The 19,917-nt window shown below is 46.0% G+C and carries 18 protein-coding genes; 6 read left to right on the top strand and 12 right to left on the bottom strand.

The annotated features are described in order from the left end of the window. The first annotated feature begins 13 nt into the window (after positions 1–13). Entirely contained in the window at positions 14–1,123 is a 1,110-nt protein-coding gene (gene recF / locus KME11_06510; protein MBW4514862.1) for a DNA replication/repair protein RecF, read from the top strand. A gap of 81 nt (positions 1,124–1,204) precedes the next feature. Continuing rightward, entirely contained in the window at positions 1,205–1,729 is a 525-nt protein-coding gene (locus tag KME11_06505; GenBank protein MBW4514861.1) for a universal stress protein, read from the top strand. Between the two features lie 41 nt (positions 1,730–1,770). On the opposite strand, the gene KME11_06500 is transcribed toward KME11_06505, so the two are convergent. From KME11_06500 to KME11_06490, 3 genes are all read right to left on the bottom strand, one after another. Then, entirely contained in the window at positions 1,771–3,174 is a 1,404-nt protein-coding gene (locus tag KME11_06500) for a HAMP domain-containing protein (GenBank protein MBW4514860.1), read from the bottom strand. A gap of 190 nt (positions 3,175–3,364) precedes the next feature. Beyond that, entirely contained in the window at positions 3,365–4,852 is a 1,488-nt protein-coding gene (locus tag KME11_06495) for a hypothetical protein (GenBank protein ID MBW4514859.1), read from the bottom strand. Between the two features lie 35 nt (positions 4,853–4,887). Next, positions 4,888–5,262, bottom strand: coding sequence for an ectoine synthase (locus tag KME11_06490; GenBank protein MBW4514858.1), 375 nt, complete (start codon positions 5,260–5,262; stop codon positions 4,888–4,890). 329 nt (positions 5,263–5,591) lie between these two features. On the opposite strand from KME11_06490, the gene KME11_06485 reads away from it, so the two are divergent. After that, positions 5,592–7,238, top strand: coding sequence for a transporter substrate-binding domain-containing protein (locus KME11_06485; GenBank protein ID MBW4514857.1), 1,647 nt, complete (start codon positions 5,592–5,594; stop codon positions 7,236–7,238). Between the two features lie 99 nt (positions 7,239–7,337). On the opposite strand, the gene KME11_06480 is transcribed toward KME11_06485, so the two are convergent. The 6 genes from KME11_06480 to KME11_06455 all read right to left on the bottom strand — a co-directional run bounded on the left by KME11_06480 (position 7,338) and on the right by KME11_06455 (position 13,238). Next, complete coding sequence (locus tag KME11_06480; GenBank protein MBW4514856.1) at positions 7,338–7,613, bottom strand: MoaD/ThiS family protein; 276 nt, start codon at positions 7,611–7,613, stop codon at positions 7,338–7,340. Positions 7,614–7,664: 51 nt separating this feature from the next. Continuing rightward, a complete protein-coding gene (locus KME11_06475) occupies positions 7,665–8,978 on the bottom strand; it encodes a threonine synthase (GenBank protein ID MBW4514855.1) in 1,314 nt (437 codons plus the stop codon). 165 nt (positions 8,979–9,143) lie between these two features. Beyond that, entirely contained in the window at positions 9,144–10,568 is a 1,425-nt protein-coding gene (locus KME11_06470) for a phosphoglucosamine mutase (GenBank protein ID MBW4514854.1), read from the bottom strand. 203 nt (positions 10,569–10,771) lie between these two features. Beyond that, positions 10,772–11,074 (bottom strand): hypothetical protein, encoded by a 303-nt coding sequence (locus tag KME11_06465; GenBank protein ID MBW4514853.1) that lies wholly within the window; start codon positions 11,072–11,074, stop codon positions 10,772–10,774. A 3-nt stretch (positions 11,075–11,077) separates the two neighbouring features. After that, on the bottom strand, positions 11,078–11,671 hold the full coding sequence (locus tag KME11_06460; GenBank protein ID MBW4514852.1) for a DUF3177 family protein: 594 nt from the start codon (positions 11,669–11,671) through the stop codon (positions 11,078–11,080). 199 nt (positions 11,672–11,870) lie between these two features. Beyond that, positions 11,871–13,238: a YvcK family protein gene (locus KME11_06455; GenBank protein MBW4514851.1), complete on the bottom strand. Its 1,368-nt coding sequence runs from the start codon at positions 13,236–13,238 to the stop codon at positions 11,871–11,873. A gap of 354 nt (positions 13,239–13,592) precedes the next feature. Here KME11_06455 and KME11_06450 point away from each other — a divergent pair, with 354 nt between their 5' ends. Further along, positions 13,593–14,375, top strand: coding sequence for an ABC transporter ATP-binding protein (locus KME11_06450; GenBank protein MBW4514850.1), 783 nt, complete (start codon positions 13,593–13,595; stop codon positions 14,373–14,375). Between the two features lie 80 nt (positions 14,376–14,455). Further along, the gene (locus tag KME11_06445) at positions 14,456–15,775 is read left to right on the top strand and encodes an MCE family protein (GenBank protein ID MBW4514849.1); all 1,320 of its coding nucleotides are present in this window, start codon (positions 14,456–14,458) and stop codon (positions 15,773–15,775) included. Positions 15,776–15,844: 69 nt separating this feature from the next. On the opposite strand, the gene KME11_06440 is transcribed toward KME11_06445, so the two are convergent. Together KME11_06440 and KME11_06435 are read right to left on the bottom strand one after the other, a co-directional pair. Next, the gene (locus KME11_06440) at positions 15,845–18,358 is read right to left on the bottom strand and encodes a tetratricopeptide repeat protein (protein ID MBW4514848.1); all 2,514 of its coding nucleotides are present in this window, start codon (positions 18,356–18,358) and stop codon (positions 15,845–15,847) included. A gap of 193 nt (positions 18,359–18,551) precedes the next feature. Continuing rightward, a complete protein-coding gene (locus KME11_06435) occupies positions 18,552–18,938 on the bottom strand; it encodes a hypothetical protein (protein ID MBW4514847.1) in 387 nt (128 codons plus the stop codon). A gap of 63 nt (positions 18,939–19,001) precedes the next feature. Between KME11_06435 and KME11_06430 the strand changes: the two genes are divergently transcribed. Further along, positions 19,002–19,262 carry a MoaD/ThiS family protein gene (locus KME11_06430; protein MBW4514846.1) on the top strand — a complete coding sequence of 87 codons (261 nt, stop codon included), beginning with the start codon at positions 19,002–19,004 and terminating at the stop codon, positions 19,260–19,262. Here the strand turns inward: KME11_06430 and KME11_06425 are convergent. Continuing rightward, positions 19,214–19,828, bottom strand: coding sequence for an adenylate/guanylate cyclase domain-containing protein (locus tag KME11_06425; GenBank protein MBW4514845.1), 615 nt, complete (start codon positions 19,826–19,828; stop codon positions 19,214–19,216). The genes KME11_06430 and KME11_06425 overlap by 49 nt on opposite strands. Between the last annotated feature and the right edge of the window lie 89 nt (positions 19,829–19,917).

Genomic DNA, 19,917 nt, shown 5'->3' with positions numbered 1-19,917 from the left:
TCTGCCCTTACCCATGTATCTCCAGTCTCTCCAGCTCAAGCAATTTCGCAATTACCGAGAGCAATGGGTAGAATTTTTGGCGCCCAAAACAATTTTGGTGGGAGACAATGCGCAAGGCAAGTCGAATTTGCTAGAGGCAGTGGAACTGTTGGCAACCTTGCGATCGCATCGGGCAATGCGCGATCGGGAGTTGGTGTTGGAGGGAGAACCTGTCGGACAAATTGCGGCAGTCTTGGCACGCGATGCAGGTTCAAGCGATATGATGATCACGCTACGCAGCAATGGGCGGCGAACCGTCAGCTTAAATGGGGAAGCATTGCGACGACAGTTGGATTTCTTAGGCTTGCTTAATGCAGTGCAGTTTTCCAGCTTAGATTTGGATTTGGTGCGGGGTGGGCCAGGAGAACGACGAAATTGGTTAGATACATTATTGATGCAATTGGAACCTGTTTATGCCTACATTTTGCAGCAGTACAACACGGTTTTGCGGCAGCGCAACGCATTTTTGAAGCAGGGTGAAGCCGGGAAAGATTTGACGCAATTAGCAATTTGGGATGCACAGTTGGCATCGATCGGGGCACGGGTAATTCGGCGGCGATCGCGGGTAGTGCGACGGTTAGCGCCTTTAGCCCAGACTTGGCACCAGGCAATTAGCAGCAGTGCTGAGAGCTTAGAGGTTCATTATGCGCCCAATGTCGGGACTGAGGAAGATGACCCGCTGGTGGTGCAGCAGGCTTTTTTGGAACGGTTACAGCTACGGGCGATCGCAGAGCAGCACCAAGGGACAACGTTGGTGGGTCCGCACCGAGACGAGGTAGAGTTTATGATTAATGGCACTCCGGCGCGGCAATATGGTTCTCAAGGACAGCAGCGAACGTTGGTATTGGCGTTAAAGTTGGCAGAATTGAAGTTGATTGAGGCAGTGGTAGGAGAGCCGCCGCTGTTGTTGTTAGATGACGTGCTGGCGGAGTTAGATTTAACACGCCAAAATAAGCTATTGGAAACCATTCAAGATCGATTTCAAACCTTAATTACGACGACTCACCTGGGTTCATTTGATGCACTGTGGCTAAAATCTTCTCAAATTTTGACAGTGCAGGGAGGACAAATTGTGCGGCAGTAGGCTCTCATAATGCAAACCCCTAAGTCGCGGTGTAGGATAAAGGTATTCCCCATCACGCAACACAAGTGGGAGATCTCATATATGAGTTTTCAAAAAGTTTTAGTCGCTCTTGATCGTTCATTGCAAGCATCTGCTGTGTTTGAACAAGCCATGAGCGAAGTTAAAGCCAGAGGCAAAGGTTCACTTATGCTGGTTCATGCGCTGCGAATGGATGCTGAACTGCCAACAGGTTCATTTATGGGGCTTGGCACGATCGCTGACCTAGATACCTATGGAATTTTGAGGCGGGTTCAGCAGGAAAAAATTCAGCAAGAGCGAGACAAAGCGATCGCTTGGTTACAACCCTATCAGCAGCAAGCGATCGCCCAGGGAATTGTGACTGAATTGACTTGCCTCGTTGGCACACCAGGGGCTGGAATTTGTGAGTTGGCTCAAAGCTGGGGTGCAGATCTCATCGTTCTGGGTCGGCGCGGGCATCAAGGACTGACCGAGGTAATGATGGGTAGTGTTAGCAACTACGTAGTGCATCATGCCCCTTGTTCGGTGTTAGTTGTACAGAGGGCAATAGAAATGTCTGAGGCTAAATCTTTAGAGCCTGCGAGTTAAAATAAGTTTCCACATCTGTTCACGAATCATTCAGAGTATCGTTATTGTCCATGACGGATTTCTCTGGCTCTTTCTAGTAATTCTCGAATCATTAGAGCATCATTTGTATCGTGATTTGTAGATCCTTGTTTGGTCTGATCGACCTCTACTTCTAATTGCCGAATTTTATCTCGCAAATCTCCCGATCGCGTTCTAACTTGTTCTGCCATTGCATAAAAAATTCGAGCCAGTTGACCGAATTCATCCTTACGCTTAATTTCAGTTGCTAGTAATTCAGGTGTATAAGTTTCGGCTTCAATTGCAGTGGCTGCTGAACTAAGAGTCAAAATAGGGCGGGTGAGGCGGCGGGCAGTTAGCAGCCCCACAATAGAAGCAACCACTAAAGAGCCTAAACATAGCAAAAAGGTAGTGCGCGAGTTTTCTTGAATCTTTGCCATAAAATCAGATTCAGGAATAACGACTATGACGAGCCATTGCAAGTCAAATTGCTTGAACGATCGCACTTCTACAAAATTTCGTTTGCCGCCAATAGAATCCACTAGCTGGGCAGATTGATCGATCTTAAAGCTCCCGTAGTGCTTCTGAAGATACTCTGCTGTACCTCGAATTAAGGCAGTTTTGCTATTGGTTGCCATCACCCGATGATTTTTTTTACTAGCATCTTGGGTAATAACCGGTTCCCCAGTTGAGGTTGCCACTAACTGTCCCGAAGGCTCGATAATAAATGCCATCCCCGACTTGCTAATTTCTAACTCGCTTAGAAATTGACTAATCTGCGAGAGAATGAGGTCTACTCCAACAACTCCCAATAGTTCACCTTTCTGTCCGTTACTAAGCTGACGATAGATAGGCTGGGAAGCCGTGATGGTAGGACGGTTTTCGTAACCAAAGGCGTTGTAAACTTCAGTCCAGCTTTGTTTGCCTGTTTTTACGGCTGTTTTATAGTAGGGGCGATCGCGCGGATCATACTGACCTGCCTGTTTAATCAGTTGAGCATGACTTCCCTCATTGCCAATTCCATAGGTTCTAAAGGCTCCGCCACTGTCTGCCAAATCGATCGTGCGTTTTCCTTGATCGGATTTTTCAATGCCTACGTAGTCGCCTTGCTCGTTGGCAACTAGAAGATAGCTAACTGAATCAAATAAATAGCTTTGTTGTCCTAAGTAACGTTCCACCTGGCGAAGGTTACTGGGTTCCATGACATTTTGAGGCGACAACAGACCTAACTTAAACTGGTTTGCCATCGTGCCCAATACTAACTGGGGAGTCACCAAATACGCACTCACATGGCTATCAATGCGAATTGCCAACTGTGCGCGCAACTGAGAGGCAACGTCGTTCACTGCCTTTTGCCCATTGATGTACGAGATCAATCCTGTTAAACCAACCGCAAGCGCAATTTGTGCAGAAATAATAATGGGGACTACAGTACGGATAGAAACCATGGAGAAGCAGAGAATGGGAGTTCTCTTAAAAATGCACTAGGTTGAGAGGGAGGGCTATTAGTCGAAAGTCCAGTTCTGCAAAAAAATATGCAAAAAAGGAGGCAAAACAAAAAACTAGGCAAAACAAAAAAGGAGGCGATCGCCCCCTGAATTAATCAAACCCAATGAATAAAACTGATACAGAATAAAGCTACAAGAAAGCCTTAACCCGTTCAAAAATATGATCAGGAATATTATGTTCTGAATAAACCTGATCATACTTTTGCTCAAGTTCTTCCCAATTTTGCAATACCTGAGCCTGCACATCTGTTTCAAACATTGCCATCACTTTACCCGTAAGCCCCTTCTGCGCGCACTTCTGCATCGCAATTCTAGACTCATGAATATGACCTACACATTCAAACGCATTATGCTCTTCTAGCCCTAGCATTTGGCGATAATAAAGATGCAGGTCTGAAGAGTCGAAGGGGTTGGTGTGAAACAAAGCATTAATGACTGAGGTGTCAAAGTTTGCCAGGTAGTTAAGCCAAACATAGGCGCATTTAGCGCACTTTTTGCACCAAGGTTTGTCAATGTTGCAAGAGTGGAGGTCGGGCAATGCTTGAGGATAACGAGCTAGATTTTTGAAAATTCGATAATCGTAAAGAGGCTTGAGCAAGCTGAAATATTGGTGGTTTGTAATGAAATGCTCTCGGACGAAGGCTTCAAAAATACACTCTGCTTCATAGGTTTTAATCCACTGATGGTTAACCTCTTGCCCTAGCTCAGCCCAGTAAAAATTGCCAGTATCAGAACTCTTTTCATTACCAAACGATAGGTAGCAATATTCTTGATCTAGCAAAATTGGCAGCGCCGCAAAAATACATTCTGGCGTACCGAGGGTAAAGGGTGGCTTGAGGTGGGGGAAGTAGAGTTGCATGTAAACGCCATCGGTAAAGTCATCATGGATAGAGACGCGATGAACCGTTTGGGGTTGAACATGCTGATAAATTTTAGCGCTGAGGTCATGCTGATATTCAAAGCGACCATACTCTGACCGCGCCCATTGAAATGCGGCAAAAGGAATGGTTGCCTCTTCTAGTATTTTCATAGAGAGAAAGCTATCTTTACCGCCGCCATTTCCAGTTAAGACAGTGGGATTATTGCCTTTAAACGTGATGGGTTGTAGCGTTCCTAAAATAGATTCAAAGTAGAGAAGAGGTCCATTATAGTTACTGATTTGATTTTCGTATTTGTTCTGGGTGTATGCTGCGTTGTAAGTACGGCTAAAGAACTCTAGAGAAGCCACAGATAAGCCATCGGCGATCGCCGTTACATCATAAATTTCGGGAAAAACAGAGCAATACTTCAGTCCTTCTACCAAAGCAATGTGGCAATAAACCTGACGCATAAACTGAGCAGAATACCGTACCGCTAGGGCTTCAAGATCCACATCATGATAAAAAACTTTGGTTGTGAAAGCGCATTGTCCAATTTGGTAGGAAATTTCAAGATGATGCCTATACACTTCTAGAGCATTAACACGGACTGTTAGTGCCGACTGGGATGGATCATCCACGGAAGAAAAAACTGGCTGGGGGCTGGCAACCTGCGAACTAGTAGACATTGGGCGATCGGTGATTAGCATTTCTAAAATGTTAAATAGCGGGAAAGGATAGCCCTCGTCCGACATAGGCACAGACAAGGGCGATAGCTGTTGAAATTAGGAAAGAACTAGTAGCAGGATGCTTGTCCTGTAAGGCTGTGGGATTCGTAGCCTTTGAGAGGTGGGTTGAATACACAGACCAAGCGCATCGTTGTTTTGGCACGCAAATAATGTTTGTCGTTTCGGTTCAGTGCGTACATTGAACCAGGCTTAATGGAGTAAACAACACCGTTCGTTTCGACTTCGCCTTCGCCTTCAATGCAGTAACAAGTCTCCATATGGTTCTTATATTCCAGCAAAGATTCTGTGCCAGCGTTAATAACGGTATCGGTTAAGGAGTATCCCATTCCGTCTTGTTCAACTAGAAAACGGCGACTTTGACCGTTTCCCCAAGCAACATCACGTTCGCTGCCAACTACATCTTCTAAATTTGTATAGATCATGATGACTTCCCTAATTAAGTAAATAAGCGTAGCGATCGCTACTAATCTCTAGTAATGTTTCGCATCTATAACGTTTTATATTCTTAATAAACGGCTGAATTCATCGTCATGAGTGCGGAAGAATTAATACATACCTAGTTCTAATAGCTGTGGAATTTACTGAATTTAATGTAAAACTGTCTTCAGATTGAGGAAGATATCCTCCCAGGATTATGAGCTTAAAAATCAACTCTTCTGAAAACGTAGCAAGCGATACGGTTATTAAAAGAAATGTTTTTCTGGCTTGATTTGAGGGCACCTTAGACGCTAAGCGCTTTGGAGTCTGAATTATGCGGGTACAGAAAAAATGGTTGGTGTGGCTGGCGATCGCCACTTGGAGTTTAATTTGTATTTTAGGGGCACACCCTGCTGTTGCTCAAGTCGATCATCATTCAACTCTAAAAACAGCATCTTACGGTTGGCGACCCTTCATTTATGAAGAAGAAAGTGGGGGAACAAAGTCAGTCAACGGGCTAGATACTCGCTTAGCAAACTTAGCGTTCTCTAACATTGGTTACAGTGTTTTGTATGAAGGTGAAACTAGCTGGAACAAGCTATTGGATGATCTTAAAAAAGGAAAGAAAGACATCATTATCTCAGCTTCAAAGCGACCAGAAAGAGAGGCTTTTGGCTATTACTCCAAAGAGTTTCGGAGGTCTGTTAATGTACTTTTTGTTCCTCAAGGAGCGTCAGAGCAATATAGCTTAAAGAATGCTGCCGATGTACTGAAGATGTTTCACGAGAAATCTTTTCGTCTTGGCGTTGTAGACGGATACTCTTACGGTCAGAAGGAGATTGATGCCTATATTAAAGATTCCGATAATGAAAGCAAAATTGTTAAAGCTGAAACCGATGCAGAGCTTTTTAATTTGCTTGCTCGTAAGCAGGTTGATGGGTTTCTCATTGATCAAATTGTCGGTGCAGACATTTCCTACAAGCAGCAGTTCCAAGATATTGCCGAAGAGTATCCTCTTCGCATTAGCGAACTCCCTTACTACATTCTTTTCAGTAAAAAATCCAAGCAAGTTACACCTGAGCTAGTTGAGCAGTTTAATGCCAGCATTACGAAATTGAAAGATAACGGTCAATACAATAAGCTAGTTCAGCAATATTTATTCCCAGTCTTGTTAGGCTTTACTACAGGACAAAAATGGTACTTCTTTGTAGAACTAACTGGAGTAATTTCGTTTGCAGTTTCAGGGCTAGTAATGGCAAACCGCGAAGGCTACGATCTCTTTGGGGCTTTGGTGTTGGCGGCTTTGCCCGGAGTTGGCGGGGGAGTGTTGCGGGATATGATTGCCGGACGAACTACACTAGGCTTAATGAAAGCGCCCACTTATATGATGGCGGTGATTATTACAGTTTTGGTAGGATACGTGCTGATTCAATTAATCGGTTTTTGGAACGATAAGATCAGGAAAAACACTTCTCAGGTTCAAAGCAACACGCCTTCACTCAGTGCCAAGACATTCAATGCAGTGATTGAACTTTTAGATACGTTGGGTCTATCTACACTGTCGATTATTGGGGTGATTGTAGCCCTCGAAACTCAAAGTTCTCCGCTTTGGTTATGGGGGCCTATTTTTGCAGCCATCACCAGCGCTGGCGGTGGCATTATCCGCGATATGGTGAGAGCCGATCCAAATAATCCATCACTCAAGGGCTCTTTTTACCCAATCATTGCAATTATTTGGGGTTTCATTTTCTCAATGTTTATTATTTGGTATTCTAGCCAGTTAAACTATTACCCCGACGAAATTTTCAAGGCAGTTATGGTCATTATTGCAGGCTCGTTTGTGACACGGGTAATTGCAATTTTTCTAAGGCTGAAGATGCCTTTATTTTCCTACCAACCGAGTCAATCTAAAAGAGATGATGCTCGCTTTCAAGTGCCTGCCTACGAAACTGGTGAGACTGGGAGCGAAGTTAGAGAATAGCCAGTAAGCGCAAGAATATTAATGAAAAAGCGTTACGTTCCTACAAAGTGAACGTAACGCTTTTGATTAGCCTTTAGGAATGTTTAACGTAGCCGTCTCTCAGCCGCCCGCCACTGCGGGAACAATACTTACTTCGTCCCCTGTGGTGAGAGGAGTGTTTTGACCTTCTAAAAAGCGAATATCTTCGCTGTTGACATAGAAGTTGATGAAACGACGCAACTGACCTTGTTCATCACAAAGACGCGCTTTGATACCAGGGAAGCTTTGCTCAAGAGACTCTATTAGCTCGGCAATGCTGTTACCTTCGCACTCTAGGGTAGCTTGGTCTTGGGTTAGCTTTTGAAGGGGAGTTGGAACGAGAACTTTAACTGCCATGTTCTAGAAAAAATAAAGATTAGGAAAAAGAACGAAGTAATAGGACTGAGCCTAAACCATCACTTGCTGCCATTCTAGCCGACCTAGAGTTCTGGAACGCTCTAGGGCACGCTCGAAGGCATCAAGTTTAGGTTCAATAGTGAAAGGTTCTCCGATGCAACCTTGAACTGCTTCTTGAGTTTTTAAGCCATTGCCTGTGATGTAGACAACAGTGGTTTCTTCAGGATCAATTTTGCCAGCTTCGACTAGCTTTTTGAGGACAGCGATCGTGGTGCCTCCTGCCGTTTCGGTAAAGATGCCTTCGGTTTCCGCAAGCAGCTTGATCGCCTCTACGATCTCAGCATCGTTGACAGATTCGATGTTGCCGTTCGTTTTCCGGGCAATGTCTACAGCATAGATGCCGTCCGCAGGATTGCCGATCGCAATAGATTTGGCGATCGTGTTGGGTTTGACCGGGGTGATAAAGTCTTGATTTTCTTTAAACGCTTTAGCAATCGGCGAACAGCCTTCAGCTTGGGCACCGCTAAAGCGGACAGGTTTATCATCCACTAAACCCACTTTGACAAACTCTTGGAAGCCTTTGTAGATTTTGGTAAACAAGGAGCCGGAAGCCAAGGGAGCCACAATGTGATCAGGGAGTTGCCAGCCCAATTGTTCTGCAACTTCAAACCCTAGAGTTTTAGAACCTTCAGAATAGTAGGGGCGAAGGTTGATGTTGACGAAGCCCCAACCGTGGCTATTGGCAACCTCAGAGCAGAGGCGATTAACTTGGTCGTAGTTGCCATGAACTGCCATAACTGTCGGGCCGTAGATGAGAGTGCCCATGACTTTTCCGGCTTCTAGGTCTGAGGGAATGAAGACGCAGCAGTCAAGTCCGGCGTGAGCAGCGATCGCCGCGGTAGAGTTTGCCAAGTTTCCAGTGCTAGCGCAGGAAACTGTGGTGAAGCCAAGTTCACGGGCGCGGGTAAGAGCCACTGAAACAACGCGGTCTTTGAAGCTAAGGGTTGGCATATTAACAGCATCATTTTTAATAAAGAGACGTTTGATGCCGAGTTGACGAGCCAGACGATTAGCCTGTACGAGCGGAGTCATGCCAGTACCGACATCAATGGGATTTTGTGAGGTGACGGGTAGAAAGGGGCGATAGCGCCAGATAGAATGGGGCCCAGCTTGAATGGTTTCGCGGGTAACAATTTGCCTGAGGCGATCGTAGTCATAGGCAACCTCTAGAGGGCCAAAGCAGAGTTCGCAGACGTGGATTGCTTTGGCTTCATACTCGCTACCACATTCTTTACATTTCAATCCAGTAAAGGTTGTGGCGGAGTGGACGGCGGAATGGGTAGGGTTTATGGCTGCCTGAGTCATGACTTGAATACTCTCTCGTCGTTAATGAACAGGATAGTAACACGGGCATAAATCCTCGTCAAACATACCCGATAAAAAAAGTCGGGTATGTTTGAAAGCCTTACACACAAAGAAGCTGAGGTTCTCAAATAGCCTCAGCTTCTAAAAATTTATTTTTTAATTATCCTAAGCTGCGTAATTTTGTACAGCTAAAACTAAATTTTCTGTCCAGTAGCAGGTCAATTCATTGGTACTTGCTTCGACCATGATGCGGATGACAGGCTCGGTACCAGAGGCTCTGACTAGAATTCTGCCCTGATCACCCATCGCAGATTCGGCTTGAGCGATCGCGCTTTGCAAGGTTTCGTCATGTCGCCAATTAAGACGGCGATCGCGGTCTTCGACTCGCACATTTCTGAGAACCTGAGGATAGGTTTGGAAGCTTTGCTCAATCAAATCAGAGAGCGATGTGCCAGAGCGCAATACTAAGGCAGTCAGGTGAAGAGCCGTGAGGATACCATCGCCTGAAACGCCGTAATGAGGACAAAGGATATGCCCAGATTGCTCTCCGCCGAGCTTTGCACCCTGGCGCAGCATTTCAGCATGAACATATTGATCACCGACATCGGTACGAATGAGGGTACCGCCGAGGTTTTGCCAGGCTCGCTCAAAGCCAAGGTTTGCCATGACGGTTGAGATAATGATGTCGTGGGGAAGTTGACAGGTGCGGCGCAAGGCAGCGCCCCAAAGGTAGAGAATATAGTCACCATCGACGGTACGACCCTGAGCATCAACCGCCATGACGCGATCGGCATCGCCATCAAAGCCAAAGCCAATATCGGCTCTGTGTTCCAGGACTGCGGCTTTGAGAGAGTCAAGATGAGTGGAGCCACAATGAACATTGATGCGATCGCCATCGGCTCGATCATGCAGGCAAATCACTTCAGCGCCCATTTGGCTGAACACAAGCGGCGCAACTTGAACAGCAGCCCCCCAGGCTAAATCTAAGACAACTTTCATGCCTTTGAGATTAATCTCAGGCAGGAGCGGCTCTTGGAGAAACTGCACGTACTGGCGGACAAGTTCAGGACGATGGTAACAGCGTCCTGAACTATTGATGGGCGCTAGGTCTAACTCGCCACGAAGAGCAGCTTCAATTTGAGCCTGAACTTCTGTGGAGAGCTTGTTGCCATTTTCGCCAAAGAATTTGATGCCATTGTCTTCGGGAGGGTTATGGCTGGCAGAAACCATAATGCCGCCGATCGCTTCAGTTGTGCTCGTGAGGTGGGCGACAGTGGGAGTAGGACACAAACCCAGGTTCCAGACCTCTAGCCCTGCGGCGGTCAGCCCTGCTGAAAGTGCCATGGTCAGCATGTCGCTAGAGTTACGGGAATCTTGTCCTAAAATTACGATGCCAGAACGGTGAGATTGGAGAACTTGTCCTGCCCAAAACCCAACTTGTAAGGCAAGGGGCGCGGTTAGCAAGTCGCCTACGCGACCTCGAATACCATCGGTGCCAAAGAGCCGAGTATTAGGGAGAGCGATCGCGCCCCATTGGGGTTTAGAAATGCGAGAGAAAGGTCTATCGGACGATACGGGAACTGCCACCATAACTAAATCACTCCATACACACATCACACCGATCAGCGGAGCATAGCACAAGCATTGACAGCTTAATCAAAGCCTAGATTACAGAACCCGCTTCAGGTTAGGTTGTGCAAATAGACTACTCTTTTTTTGAAAAAAAGTCAGGTTTAACTACAGCAATGGATTTTGCTTTTCCGGAAGTTAGTGAAGGGTTGAGTGAGGATTTTTTAGACCCCGATCGCCTGAAGCAGTTCTTGCATCATTTCCCAGGTCAATCCTTGCTGAATGTATTGAGGAGACTGGGGATTGTAAGGAGCAACGAGGCGATCGAGAGTCAGAATCGCAGCGTTTTCGGGTAAGACAGGCAAATCTGGATCAAACGCAGTCGGGCGCATGAGAGAGCTAGAGAACCCTTTGAAAATGGCAATTTGATCAGGCTCACCCTCAATTTCTACAGTGACCAGCAGAACCTCTGGAGGACGTTGTTTGAGGGTATATTGCTCTAAACGATAACCAATGGAGTCGCTCATGGGTTAAAGCTCTGCTGCCGATCGCCCCTGCTTGCCGAGGCGAAACACCACAAAATAGCCGAGATAGAGGATGTAAACAATCAGGGCAACAATGCCCAAGAAGCCAAGAAATTCGGGCTTAGTAGTAGGATGGAAGATCTCTCGGAAGCTGAAAGGAGGATAGAGCCAAGCTTGGCAGAATTCGGTTCTAAATGCATCTATTGCAAAGCCACATTTGAGAAAAGGGAGACTGGCGATCGCGCCTAGTCCGCAGTAGAGGCTAACTGCCCACCGCCAAGAGGTGAAGGTTAGCTTGAGCGGAGTTTGGAACTGGTCAGAAATTTCTTCATTTAAGTCAACCCAAAACCAGAGACCTAGCGGGATGAGGATTTTAGCAAGGAACCCTGTAATAAAACCAATAGGGTGGCTGCCAATCAGGAGATAAACCGTGATGGCGAGCAAGCTAGCCACTCGCCAGTAAATCATCAGCAACCGTTGGATGGCTTCTGCTTTTTGAGCAAACGACCAGATCAGCAGGAGAAAAGGCAGGACAACGGTAAAAAGCACAGCGAGGCGATAGTCAGTCCAGATGAGGGATTGAAGCAAAGGTTGGGACATGAGGAGGATTCAGGATGAGCAGGGTTAAGAGGGCGATCGAGAGCAGGTCAATAGACTAAGACCCAACAGAAGATATTACATCAGGTATTTTAGTTAAGCTCTCAATCTTGTTTCAAGTTTAATTTCTAGCCCCACTCTAATTAATTTTTCACGGTTACAGCCTTTATGGCTACAGTCCTTGAATTTGCAGTCCTTAAATTTACAGTCCCTGGATGCGACCATACCAACGCAGCAAGATTCTGGCAAGGCGATCGGAGTCGTGGCGAACGAGGTGTAGCTGTTTGTCTTCGTCCATGACATTGGCAACAACTGCGCGTCTACCCAATTGTGATACGGCTTCCCGGTCAAAGTAGACGGGATGAGACTTTTCTTGCGCGTAGTGAATTAGAGATGACGGAGAGGGGGAATCTTTTTGGACAAGAACAACATCAAAAAGTTTATAAGGGCTGACAGCATCAATGCTACGGATATGGTCGGAGACGGTGTAGCCATCGGTTTCGCCCGGTTGAGTCATGATGTTGCAAATGTAAAGACGAGGAACTTTGCTACGGGCGATCGTCTTGGCAATATCGGGCACTAGCAGGTTAGGGATGACGCTAGTGTACAAAGAGCCAGGGCCAATGATGATGTAGTCGGCTTCGGCGATCGCATCTAAAGCACGAGGCAGGGCGATCGGGTTGGCAGGAGTACAGCCCAGACGGACGATTTTACCTTGGGCTTCAGTGATGCTTGATTCGCCTTCAATCCGTCTACCATCGGCAAGGTCTGCCCAGAGGCGCATGTCGCTCAGGGTGGCAGGGAGGACTTGCCCTCGGATCGCTAGCACTTTAGAACTGGCGGCGATCGCTTGCTCTAGATCCCCTGTAATTTCGCTCATGACAGTTAGAAACAGGTTGCCAAAGCTGTGTCCTGTCAAGCCATCGCCCGCCTGAAACCGATATTGAAATAGCTCGGTTAGAAGCTTTTCTTCATCTGCCAGGGCTGCCAGGCAGTTACGGATATCGCCAGGGGGAAGGACACCGATTTCGCGGCGCAGACGACCAGACGAGCCGCCATCATCAGCCACAGTCACAATGGCGGTAATATTGGCGCTGTAGCATTTGAGCCCTCGGAGCAAGGTAGAAAGCCCGGTGCCGCCACCCAGCACGACAATTTTGGGCCCCCGATGGAGACGGCGATGAGTGAGGAGGCGATCGACTAATTCTTCGTTGCCTTCAGGCATGAGGACATCGGTGATGGCTCCTAAGCTGCGAGTTTGACCCCAAAAAACAAAGAGAATCCCTAACAAAAGAACCAGGGGCCCACTAATGTAACTCGGGATTAATTGCGTGATGCTACGGAGCAAGTCACTTAGCAGTTGGCTAATGTAGTAAATCGGGGTGAGGTTTGACCAAATGGCCAGTCCTAGAGCAGTCAGCAATACGCCTGCTGCACTAATCAGAAGCCAGCGCTTAACAAACAAGCCAGGAGCTAACCATTTGAACCATTGGTTTACCCAATTTGGCGTTCGGGAGCGCGACTCTTGCTTAAGAGCTTGCAGGGCTTGTTTGAGTAAACCAATAGACATGTTAGATGAGGGGCAAAAGTGAAGAACAAATTTTCGGAAAGACTGCACTGAAAGCGCATTGAGGCTACGTGTCCCTGATTCGAAACTACGCGTATATACGTAGATTAATCGTAAAATTTACTACACTAGCAACAGGCTTTGATGAAGAGCTACTTTACAAAGCGCTATCTGTTTTTCGTACACCCTGTAAACAAACTGAACCTAGGTTATCCCGTTTTGCTCTTAGCAGCAGACAGTAACTCAAAAATCGATTTCTGGCACTCAAAAGGATCTGATTTTGAGGTTGCTCTTCTAAGCTAGAACTGTAGATGCAAATCCAGCTTAATTTTTATTTTTGTAACGAAAATTCTCTCTATGGCTGAGCCACTTATTCAACTGAAGAAAGTCAGTAAATCTTTTGGATCTAATGTTGTCTTAGACAATGTGGATCTGACGATTTACCGAGGAGAGGCGATCGCCATTATTGGTCCATCAGGAACAGGGAAATCAACCATTTTGCGGATGATTGCGGGGCTATTAGCTCCTGATTCAGGAGAAATTTATGTGCAGGGGCAACTCCGAGAAGGGTTGGCAGAGGATCAGCAGGAGTCTATTGGCATTGGCATGGTGTTTCAAAACGCGGCTCTGTTTGATTCGTTGACAGTAGATGAGAATGTGGGGTTTCTGCTTTATCAGCATTCACGGTTGCCTGCTAAGCGAATTCGAGATTTAGTAGAACACAAGTTGGAGATGGTGGGGTTGCCGGGGACGGGCGATCGCTTTCCGGCTGAGCTATCGGGTGGGATGCGGAAGCGAGTGAGTTTTGCGCGTGCCATTATGGATAATCCTGACAATCCCGCAGACAGTCCTGAAATTATTCTTTATGATGAACCCACGGCTGGGTTAGACCCGATCGCTTCAACCGTGATTGAAGATTTAATTCGCCAGCTTCAAAAGGCGCGAGGGGGCTGTAGCACCTATGCCATTGTGACTCACCAAGACAGCACGATTCGCCGAACTGCTGATCGGGTGATCTGCCTCTATCAGGGCAAAGTGCAATGGGAAGGGTCGGTGACAGAAATTGATACAACTAAGCATCCGGTGGTGAGACAATTTTTTAGCGGTAGTGTCGAGGGCCCTATTCATGCCCTAGGGTAGGATGTCTTAGACACACAACCTGTCGAGGGTGAGTGACCTGGGCTAATCTGAGTAGAGCTTGAAAGCGGTGAGGAACTATCATGCGATCGCGGACAATTCGAGAAGGTTCAGTCGGCTTACTGATACTGCTAGGACTAGGGTTATTTGGGGGTATTGTGCTGTGGCTGCGGGGCTTCAACCCCACTAATCAGAGCTATCAGGTGACGCTTGCGTTTTCCGATGCGCGCGGGCTCACTGACGTTTCCGGGATTCAGTCGGGGGCAGTCGTCCGCTATCGGGGGGTGCCTGTCGGGCGGGTGCTGGAGGCTCGGACAACGCCTAATGCAGTTGAGGTGGATGTGGAGATTACTCCAGCGACACTGGTAATGCCGCGCGATGTGGCGATCGAGGCAAGCCAGTCTGGTTTGATTGGTGAGACTTCGATTGATATTATTCCGCGATCGGAGGTGCCAGCAGCATTCCTGACGGCTAATCCTTTAGCAGCAGATTGTAACAATCAGCAAATTGTTTGTAATGGGTCGCGTTTAGAAGGTCAGATCGGGGTCAGTTTTAAGAAATTAATTGATACAACGGTACAGTTTGCTGATCTATTCTCTAATCCTGAGTTTTTTGGAGAAATTCGAGCGCTAACTCGCAATAGCTCCAAAGCGGCAGCAGGGGTGACCACGTTGACCGGAGAAGTCACCACTTTAACGAAGTCTGTGAAGCAGGAGTTGGGCAATATTTCGGCGGCAGCGGCAACTTCTGCAACTTCTGTAGGGCAGGCGGCTGAGCAAATTGGGCTAACAGCGGCTCAGGTCAATAGCTTGGTTTCTTCTAATCGTTCTTCGTTGGTTAGTACTTTGGATAATATTAATCAAACGAGCACTCGCTTGCAATCACTAGTTGGCAGCTTTGATCCAGCGATCGCAGACGGCAGTAGTAATTTGGTAGAAAATTTGCAAACCCTGTCGGCAAACGCGGTTGAAGCGTCGGCAAACCTGCGAAATCTGACTAGCGCGGTGGGCAGCACCGAAAATGTGGTGTTGCTTCAGCAAACGCTAGATTCAGCGCGATCGACGTTTCAAAATGCTCAAAAGATTACTGCCGATTTGGATGAATTAACGGGCGATCCGGCGTTTCGAGAGAACTTACGGAATTTGGTGAATAATCTCAGCGGTTTGGTGGCTTCGACGCAGCAGCTTCAGCAGCAAACTCAACTCGCGCAGGATTTGGCTCCAGTTCAGGACAATACATTGCGAGAAAGCAGTTCGCCAGCATCTCGTCTGACTTTTCAACCGCAATCTAGCTCGCTCTCTGCTGAAAGTTTACAGGTCGATCGCCTGTGGTCTCCAGTTCTACCGCCAATGCCGAGAGCGACCGCCGCTGATATCGCTCCTGCCACAGATGTCGCCCAATAGTTTTTCAATAGATTATCAAAGTGTCTCCATGAATTCGCGCTGTCGAGATACTTCTGAACAAAAGTACCACTAAGACTCAAGCTCCTGAAGTGATTTCAAAACTCGTTGTTTCAGAGCCTGCTCTTTTGTTACCTGCAAAGCTTTTTTAAAGTTCTGGATAGCTTTATTAATATCACCAAGCCTACGATATGCATGTCCTAAATTGCTATATGCTTTATCACTACTGGGATCAAGTCGAATCGCCTCGTTGTAACTTTCAATAGCTTTTTCATCTTGTTTTTGGTCGGCGTAAACCGTGCCCAAGTTATTGTACATATATGCAGATGGCTTAAGTTTAATAGCATAAAGAATGCTTTTGACTGCTTTCTGATACTCTTTTTGGTCAGCGTAAACCAAGCCTAAATTGTGATAAGCTTCGGCGTAGTCTTTCTTAAGATCGATCGCCCTGCGATAGTTGTTTTCTGCCCCTTCATGTCTACCTAGTTGAGCAAAAGCATATCCGAGGTTAAAGAATAAATGTGTATCATCTTGACCACTCCCAACAACTCGGCTTAGGTTATCAACGGCAAGATCATATTTTCCTTGTTTTAGGTAAGCAGATCCCAAATAATTATAAGCAGTAATATTAAGAGGATTTAACTGAGAAACTTTCTGAAAATCCCTAATGACTTGATTGAAATCCTTCTGCTCATAGGCGGCCATCCCTCGATCATAATAGCCATCAAACCGCTCAGGCTCAATCTGGATGGCTTTACTAAAGTCTTGAATGGCTAATGCATAATTCTTCAAATAGTAATGAGCCTTTCCTCTCCTTAAGTAGCTCTCTGTATGATTTGGAACAAGTTGAAGCACTTTCTCGAAATCCTTAATTGCTTCTGCATAATTTTCTTTATTAAAATAAATCGAACCTCGTTCATAGTAGATATTAGAAGAATTAGGACTTAGCTGAAGTCCTTTTGTAAAATCAAGTTCAGCTTTTTCATAGTTACCCTGATCAAGAAATGCCCTGCCCCTATTAAAGTAGGCAATGGAAGAGCTCGGTTGCAGTTCTATCGCTTTATCGTAGTTAAAAAATGCGTTCTGATAATTACCCGAACGTTTATATGCTTCTCCTTTTAAGACATAAGAAAGAGCGGAGGTAGGTGTGCTCTTGAGTACTGTGTTAAAGTCTTCAATCGCCTGTTCTTGTTTTCCCTGGTTAATGTAAGTCACTCCTCTAAAATAGTAAAGTGGTGACAATTCTTCTGTCGATAAAGAGCTTGAAAAAATCTTGATCGATTCATTGTAATTATCAATAGCCTCTTCGTATTTAAGCTGGTCGGCATAAGCAAGTCCTCTGTTGAAATATGCTAACCCAAAGTTAGGGCTATTTTTAATGGCCTTGTCGTAGTTAGCGATCGCTTCTGAGTAGTTCCCTTGACGCACGTAAACAACGCCCCGGTTATTGTAAGCTAGCGATTCGTTAGGGTTAAGCTTAATAGCTTGATCATAATTTTTGATTGCCTCATCTACATTGCCATGTCTATCATAGGCAAGCCCTAAGCTGATATAAGCATCAGTAAAGTCAGGTCTAAGTTGTACAGCTTTCTCATAGTCTTCAATAGCTAGTTCATAATCCTTCTGCGTGCAAGCACATATATCTTTCAGCAGAATATGAGAATTGCCTCTATAAAAATAGATATAACTCTTGTTCAACGACGGACTAGGAACTTTTTCGACAATCTCCAGTGCTTTCGTGAAAAGCTCGACCGCCTTTTTATCCTTTTCCAGAGAGTATTGTACTAAGCCGAGAGTAAAGAGAGTCAGATAAGACATTTCTTCTGAAAGCCGTGTCTGAAGCCTAAAATTATTCAATTCAGCTATTTTTGATACTTTTGTCTTCTGATTGTTAGCAGCTAATTCTAAATCAGGAAAAGCGCTAGGAGATCTCAAGACTGTGAATGTAGCATTAACAGGAACAACTTCAGAAGTTTGACCATAATCGCCCCAGATTACGACAGTAGCCTTTCTCTTTTTCCCTTCAGATATAGCTTCATCTCGTTGTGACAAGCTCTTGGGCAGACGCTCTACTTTTGCATTTTCGTATGCCCGTATAGAAGTTTCTAAGTTGTTATAAATTGCTTCCGTAACTCGATATTTCTGTGGTTCAGGGCCATCAAAGTTTGCGACTAAAACTATGGTCTTTTGGGGTGGGAGACTTTGATAATTTTGCCAGGTGAAAAATCCAGCTATACCCAAAAGTGGAATAACGATAACGCCAATCCAACTCAGTGATCGGACAATCTTTCGGTGCTTTACCTTTACGGCTTGAGTTTTGACTACCTTATCAGAGGAGAGTTGGATAATAATAGACCCCTTATCCTCTAGCTCAGGCTTCCACCAACAGGCATAATAGAGGCAAACTACTGACAGAGTGATAGTGAAAATGATGATTAGTAGGGGAGTATAAAGTTCAGTCTCCCCTTGGATCGCTTTAACGAAGCCTGCAATTAAGCCTATGAAGGCTACTAGCCCCGTCACAACGCCTCCAAGCCATTTGAGAGACCACATCAACCCTTTTTGAGAATCGCCATCACTACTCATAGGAATAATTTTAGATTTTTACTTATGTTGAGTGTTTTGTAGCTCTCCCGTAGTTTAATGTTTTGAAGCCTAGATTTCGTATATTTTGAAGAGTTTTAACTTTTTATCAAGATACACCTCGCTTTTATTTCTCTAAAAATGAAGTAAGAAGTAAGTAGAGGGCTGGAGGAGATTGCAAAGTTTGATAGATGTCCTAGTTATCCAGAGTTGCCAAAAATTGCTTTAGCCGCATGAGGGTTAAGGTTTGCCCCAGGTTTAACGGTAATAAGGAAACCCCTTCCAGGCAAGACTGCACCCAGCCGTCGCCCCAATGCCACTCATGAAACCCATCAATGCCTTGGTGCAGAAGCAGCCGTAGCCCATTCTCATCAGCGAGTTCTACCCGATGCTGAACCGCAATAGGGCCGAGCCAACTGGTGTACGCGACCCCAGCCTTGAGGCGATCGGGTAAGCCTGCCGAGAAGGTTTGAGGGAAAAGCCATTTTTGAAACTGAGCAGGGCAAAGCAGGCTATCGGCAATTTTTTGGTGAGAGGCGTTGATTTCGATTCGGAGGTGGCTTTGTTGAAAGGTTCCTAGCATGGTTGTAAGCGGCAAGGGATAGCGGGTAATTCCTATTTAGTATACAGAGGAGAAAAGGACAGGATGGTTGAGGAGCAGGTGCAGGTAACGGTAAAGTTGTTTGCAGTTTACCAAGAGGCTTATGGGGTTAGTGAGTTGAGCCTGGGATTTCCGATGGGGACGACAGTACAGGGACTATGCGATCGCCTGATTGCCGAGCATCCTGAACTAGAGCCGTGGCGATCGACGACTCGGTTTGGCGTTAACTTGCAGTTTGTTGAGCCGGATACGATCCTTCAAGCAGGGGATGAGGTCGTGCTAATTCCGCCTGTGAGTGGCGGTTGAGGCGATCGCCAGACTTGAAGTTTTAGATTAGAAACCTGCATTTCTTCGAGTTGCCAATGGGCAGTGGGAGCAGTGATTTGCTGAAAAGCGGCTTCTGTTAAGAGAATTTCGTCTGGTTTGGCTAGGTCTTCACCCAGTTTAGAGGCAAGGTTCATTTGATTGCCGAAAGCGTCTTTGCTGCCCTGCGAGGCTTTATCGTTGGCAATCATAATCAGTTCGCCATAGCCAATGCCAATGCTGGCGTGAATGCCGACCTGGGCAAGCTGCTGAATCATTTGAGTGGCGGCGACCACCGCCTGATGAACCTGAGGGAAAATAGCGTAAACGTTATCTGCTTCTAGTTTAAGAATTTCGCCTCGGTGGGCTTCAACAGCAGGAACGACCACTCCTCGCATTTGTTGAATCTGAGCCAAGGTATGGATAATGAAAAATTCTTCGACAAGACGGGAGAATCCTGACATGTCGAGAATGAGAATAGCATGGGTTTCAACGAACTTTTTTTGGATTTGAGCGTCGATCGCTTCAATCCATTCAGGATGAGCCAAGCGTTTTTTAAGCAATCGCACTAATTCAGCTTCAGTATTTTCTCTAGGTAAAGTTTACCCTCCAAACTGTGGCTAATCCGTTCCATACCCGCCATCTACGATGTTGAAGC

Origin of the sequence: Timaviella obliquedivisa GSE-PSE-MK23-08B, from assembly GCA_019358855.1 — a bacterium.
In the GTDB taxonomy this organism is placed as follows: Bacteria; Cyanobacteriota; Cyanobacteriia; order Elainellales; family Elainellaceae; genus Timaviella; species Timaviella obliquedivisa.
Note: the sequence above shows the minus strand (reverse complement) of the source record. Positions and strands in the feature narration are given on the sequence as shown.

Coding starts and splice junctions, on each gene's coding strand:
- KME11_06505 (MBW4514861.1), top strand. CDS start 1,205: ATGAGTTTTCAAAAAGTTTTAGTCGCTCTTGATCGTTCATTGCAAGCA.
- KME11_06470 (MBW4514854.1), bottom strand. CDS start 10,568: ATGGTGGCAGTTCCCGTATCGTCCGATAGACCTTTCTCTCGCATTTCT.
- KME11_06445 (MBW4514849.1), top strand. CDS start 14,456: ATGCGATCGCGGACAATTCGAGAAGGTTCAGTCGGCTTACTGATACTG.
- KME11_06475 (MBW4514855.1), bottom strand. CDS start 8,978: ATGACTCAGGCAGCCATAAACCCTACCCATTCCGCCGTCCACTCCGCC.
- KME11_06485 (MBW4514857.1), top strand. CDS start 5,592: ATGCGGGTACAGAAAAAATGGTTGGTGTGGCTGGCGATCGCCACTTGG.
- KME11_06465 (MBW4514853.1), bottom strand. CDS start 11,074: ATGAGCGACTCCATTGGTTATCGTTTAGAGCAATATACCCTCAAACAA.
- KME11_06460 (MBW4514852.1), bottom strand. CDS start 11,671: ATGTCCCAACCTTTGCTTCAATCCCTCATCTGGACTGACTATCGCCTC.
- KME11_06440 (MBW4514848.1), bottom strand. CDS start 18,358: ATGAGTAGTGATGGCGATTCTCAAAAAGGGTTGATGTGGTCTCTCAAA.
- KME11_06480 (MBW4514856.1), bottom strand. CDS start 7,613: ATGGCAGTTAAAGTTCTCGTTCCAACTCCCCTTCAAAAGCTAACCCAA.
- KME11_06435 (MBW4514847.1), bottom strand. CDS start 18,938: ATGCTAGGAACCTTTCAACAAAGCCACCTCCGAATCGAAATCAACGCC.
- KME11_06430 (MBW4514846.1), top strand. CDS start 19,002: ATGGTTGAGGAGCAGGTGCAGGTAACGGTAAAGTTGTTTGCAGTTTAC.
- KME11_06490 (MBW4514858.1), bottom strand. CDS start 5,262: ATGATCTATACAAATTTAGAAGATGTAGTTGGCAGCGAACGTGATGTT.
- KME11_06455 (MBW4514851.1), bottom strand. CDS start 13,238: ATGTCTATTGGTTTACTCAAACAAGCCCTGCAAGCTCTTAAGCAAGAG.
- recF (MBW4514862.1), top strand. CDS start 14: ATGTATCTCCAGTCTCTCCAGCTCAAGCAATTTCGCAATTACCGAGAG.
- KME11_06450 (MBW4514850.1), top strand. CDS start 13,593: ATGGCTGAGCCACTTATTCAACTGAAGAAAGTCAGTAAATCTTTTGGA.
- KME11_06500 (MBW4514860.1), bottom strand. CDS start 3,174: ATGGTTTCTATCCGTACTGTAGTCCCCATTATTATTTCTGCACAAATT.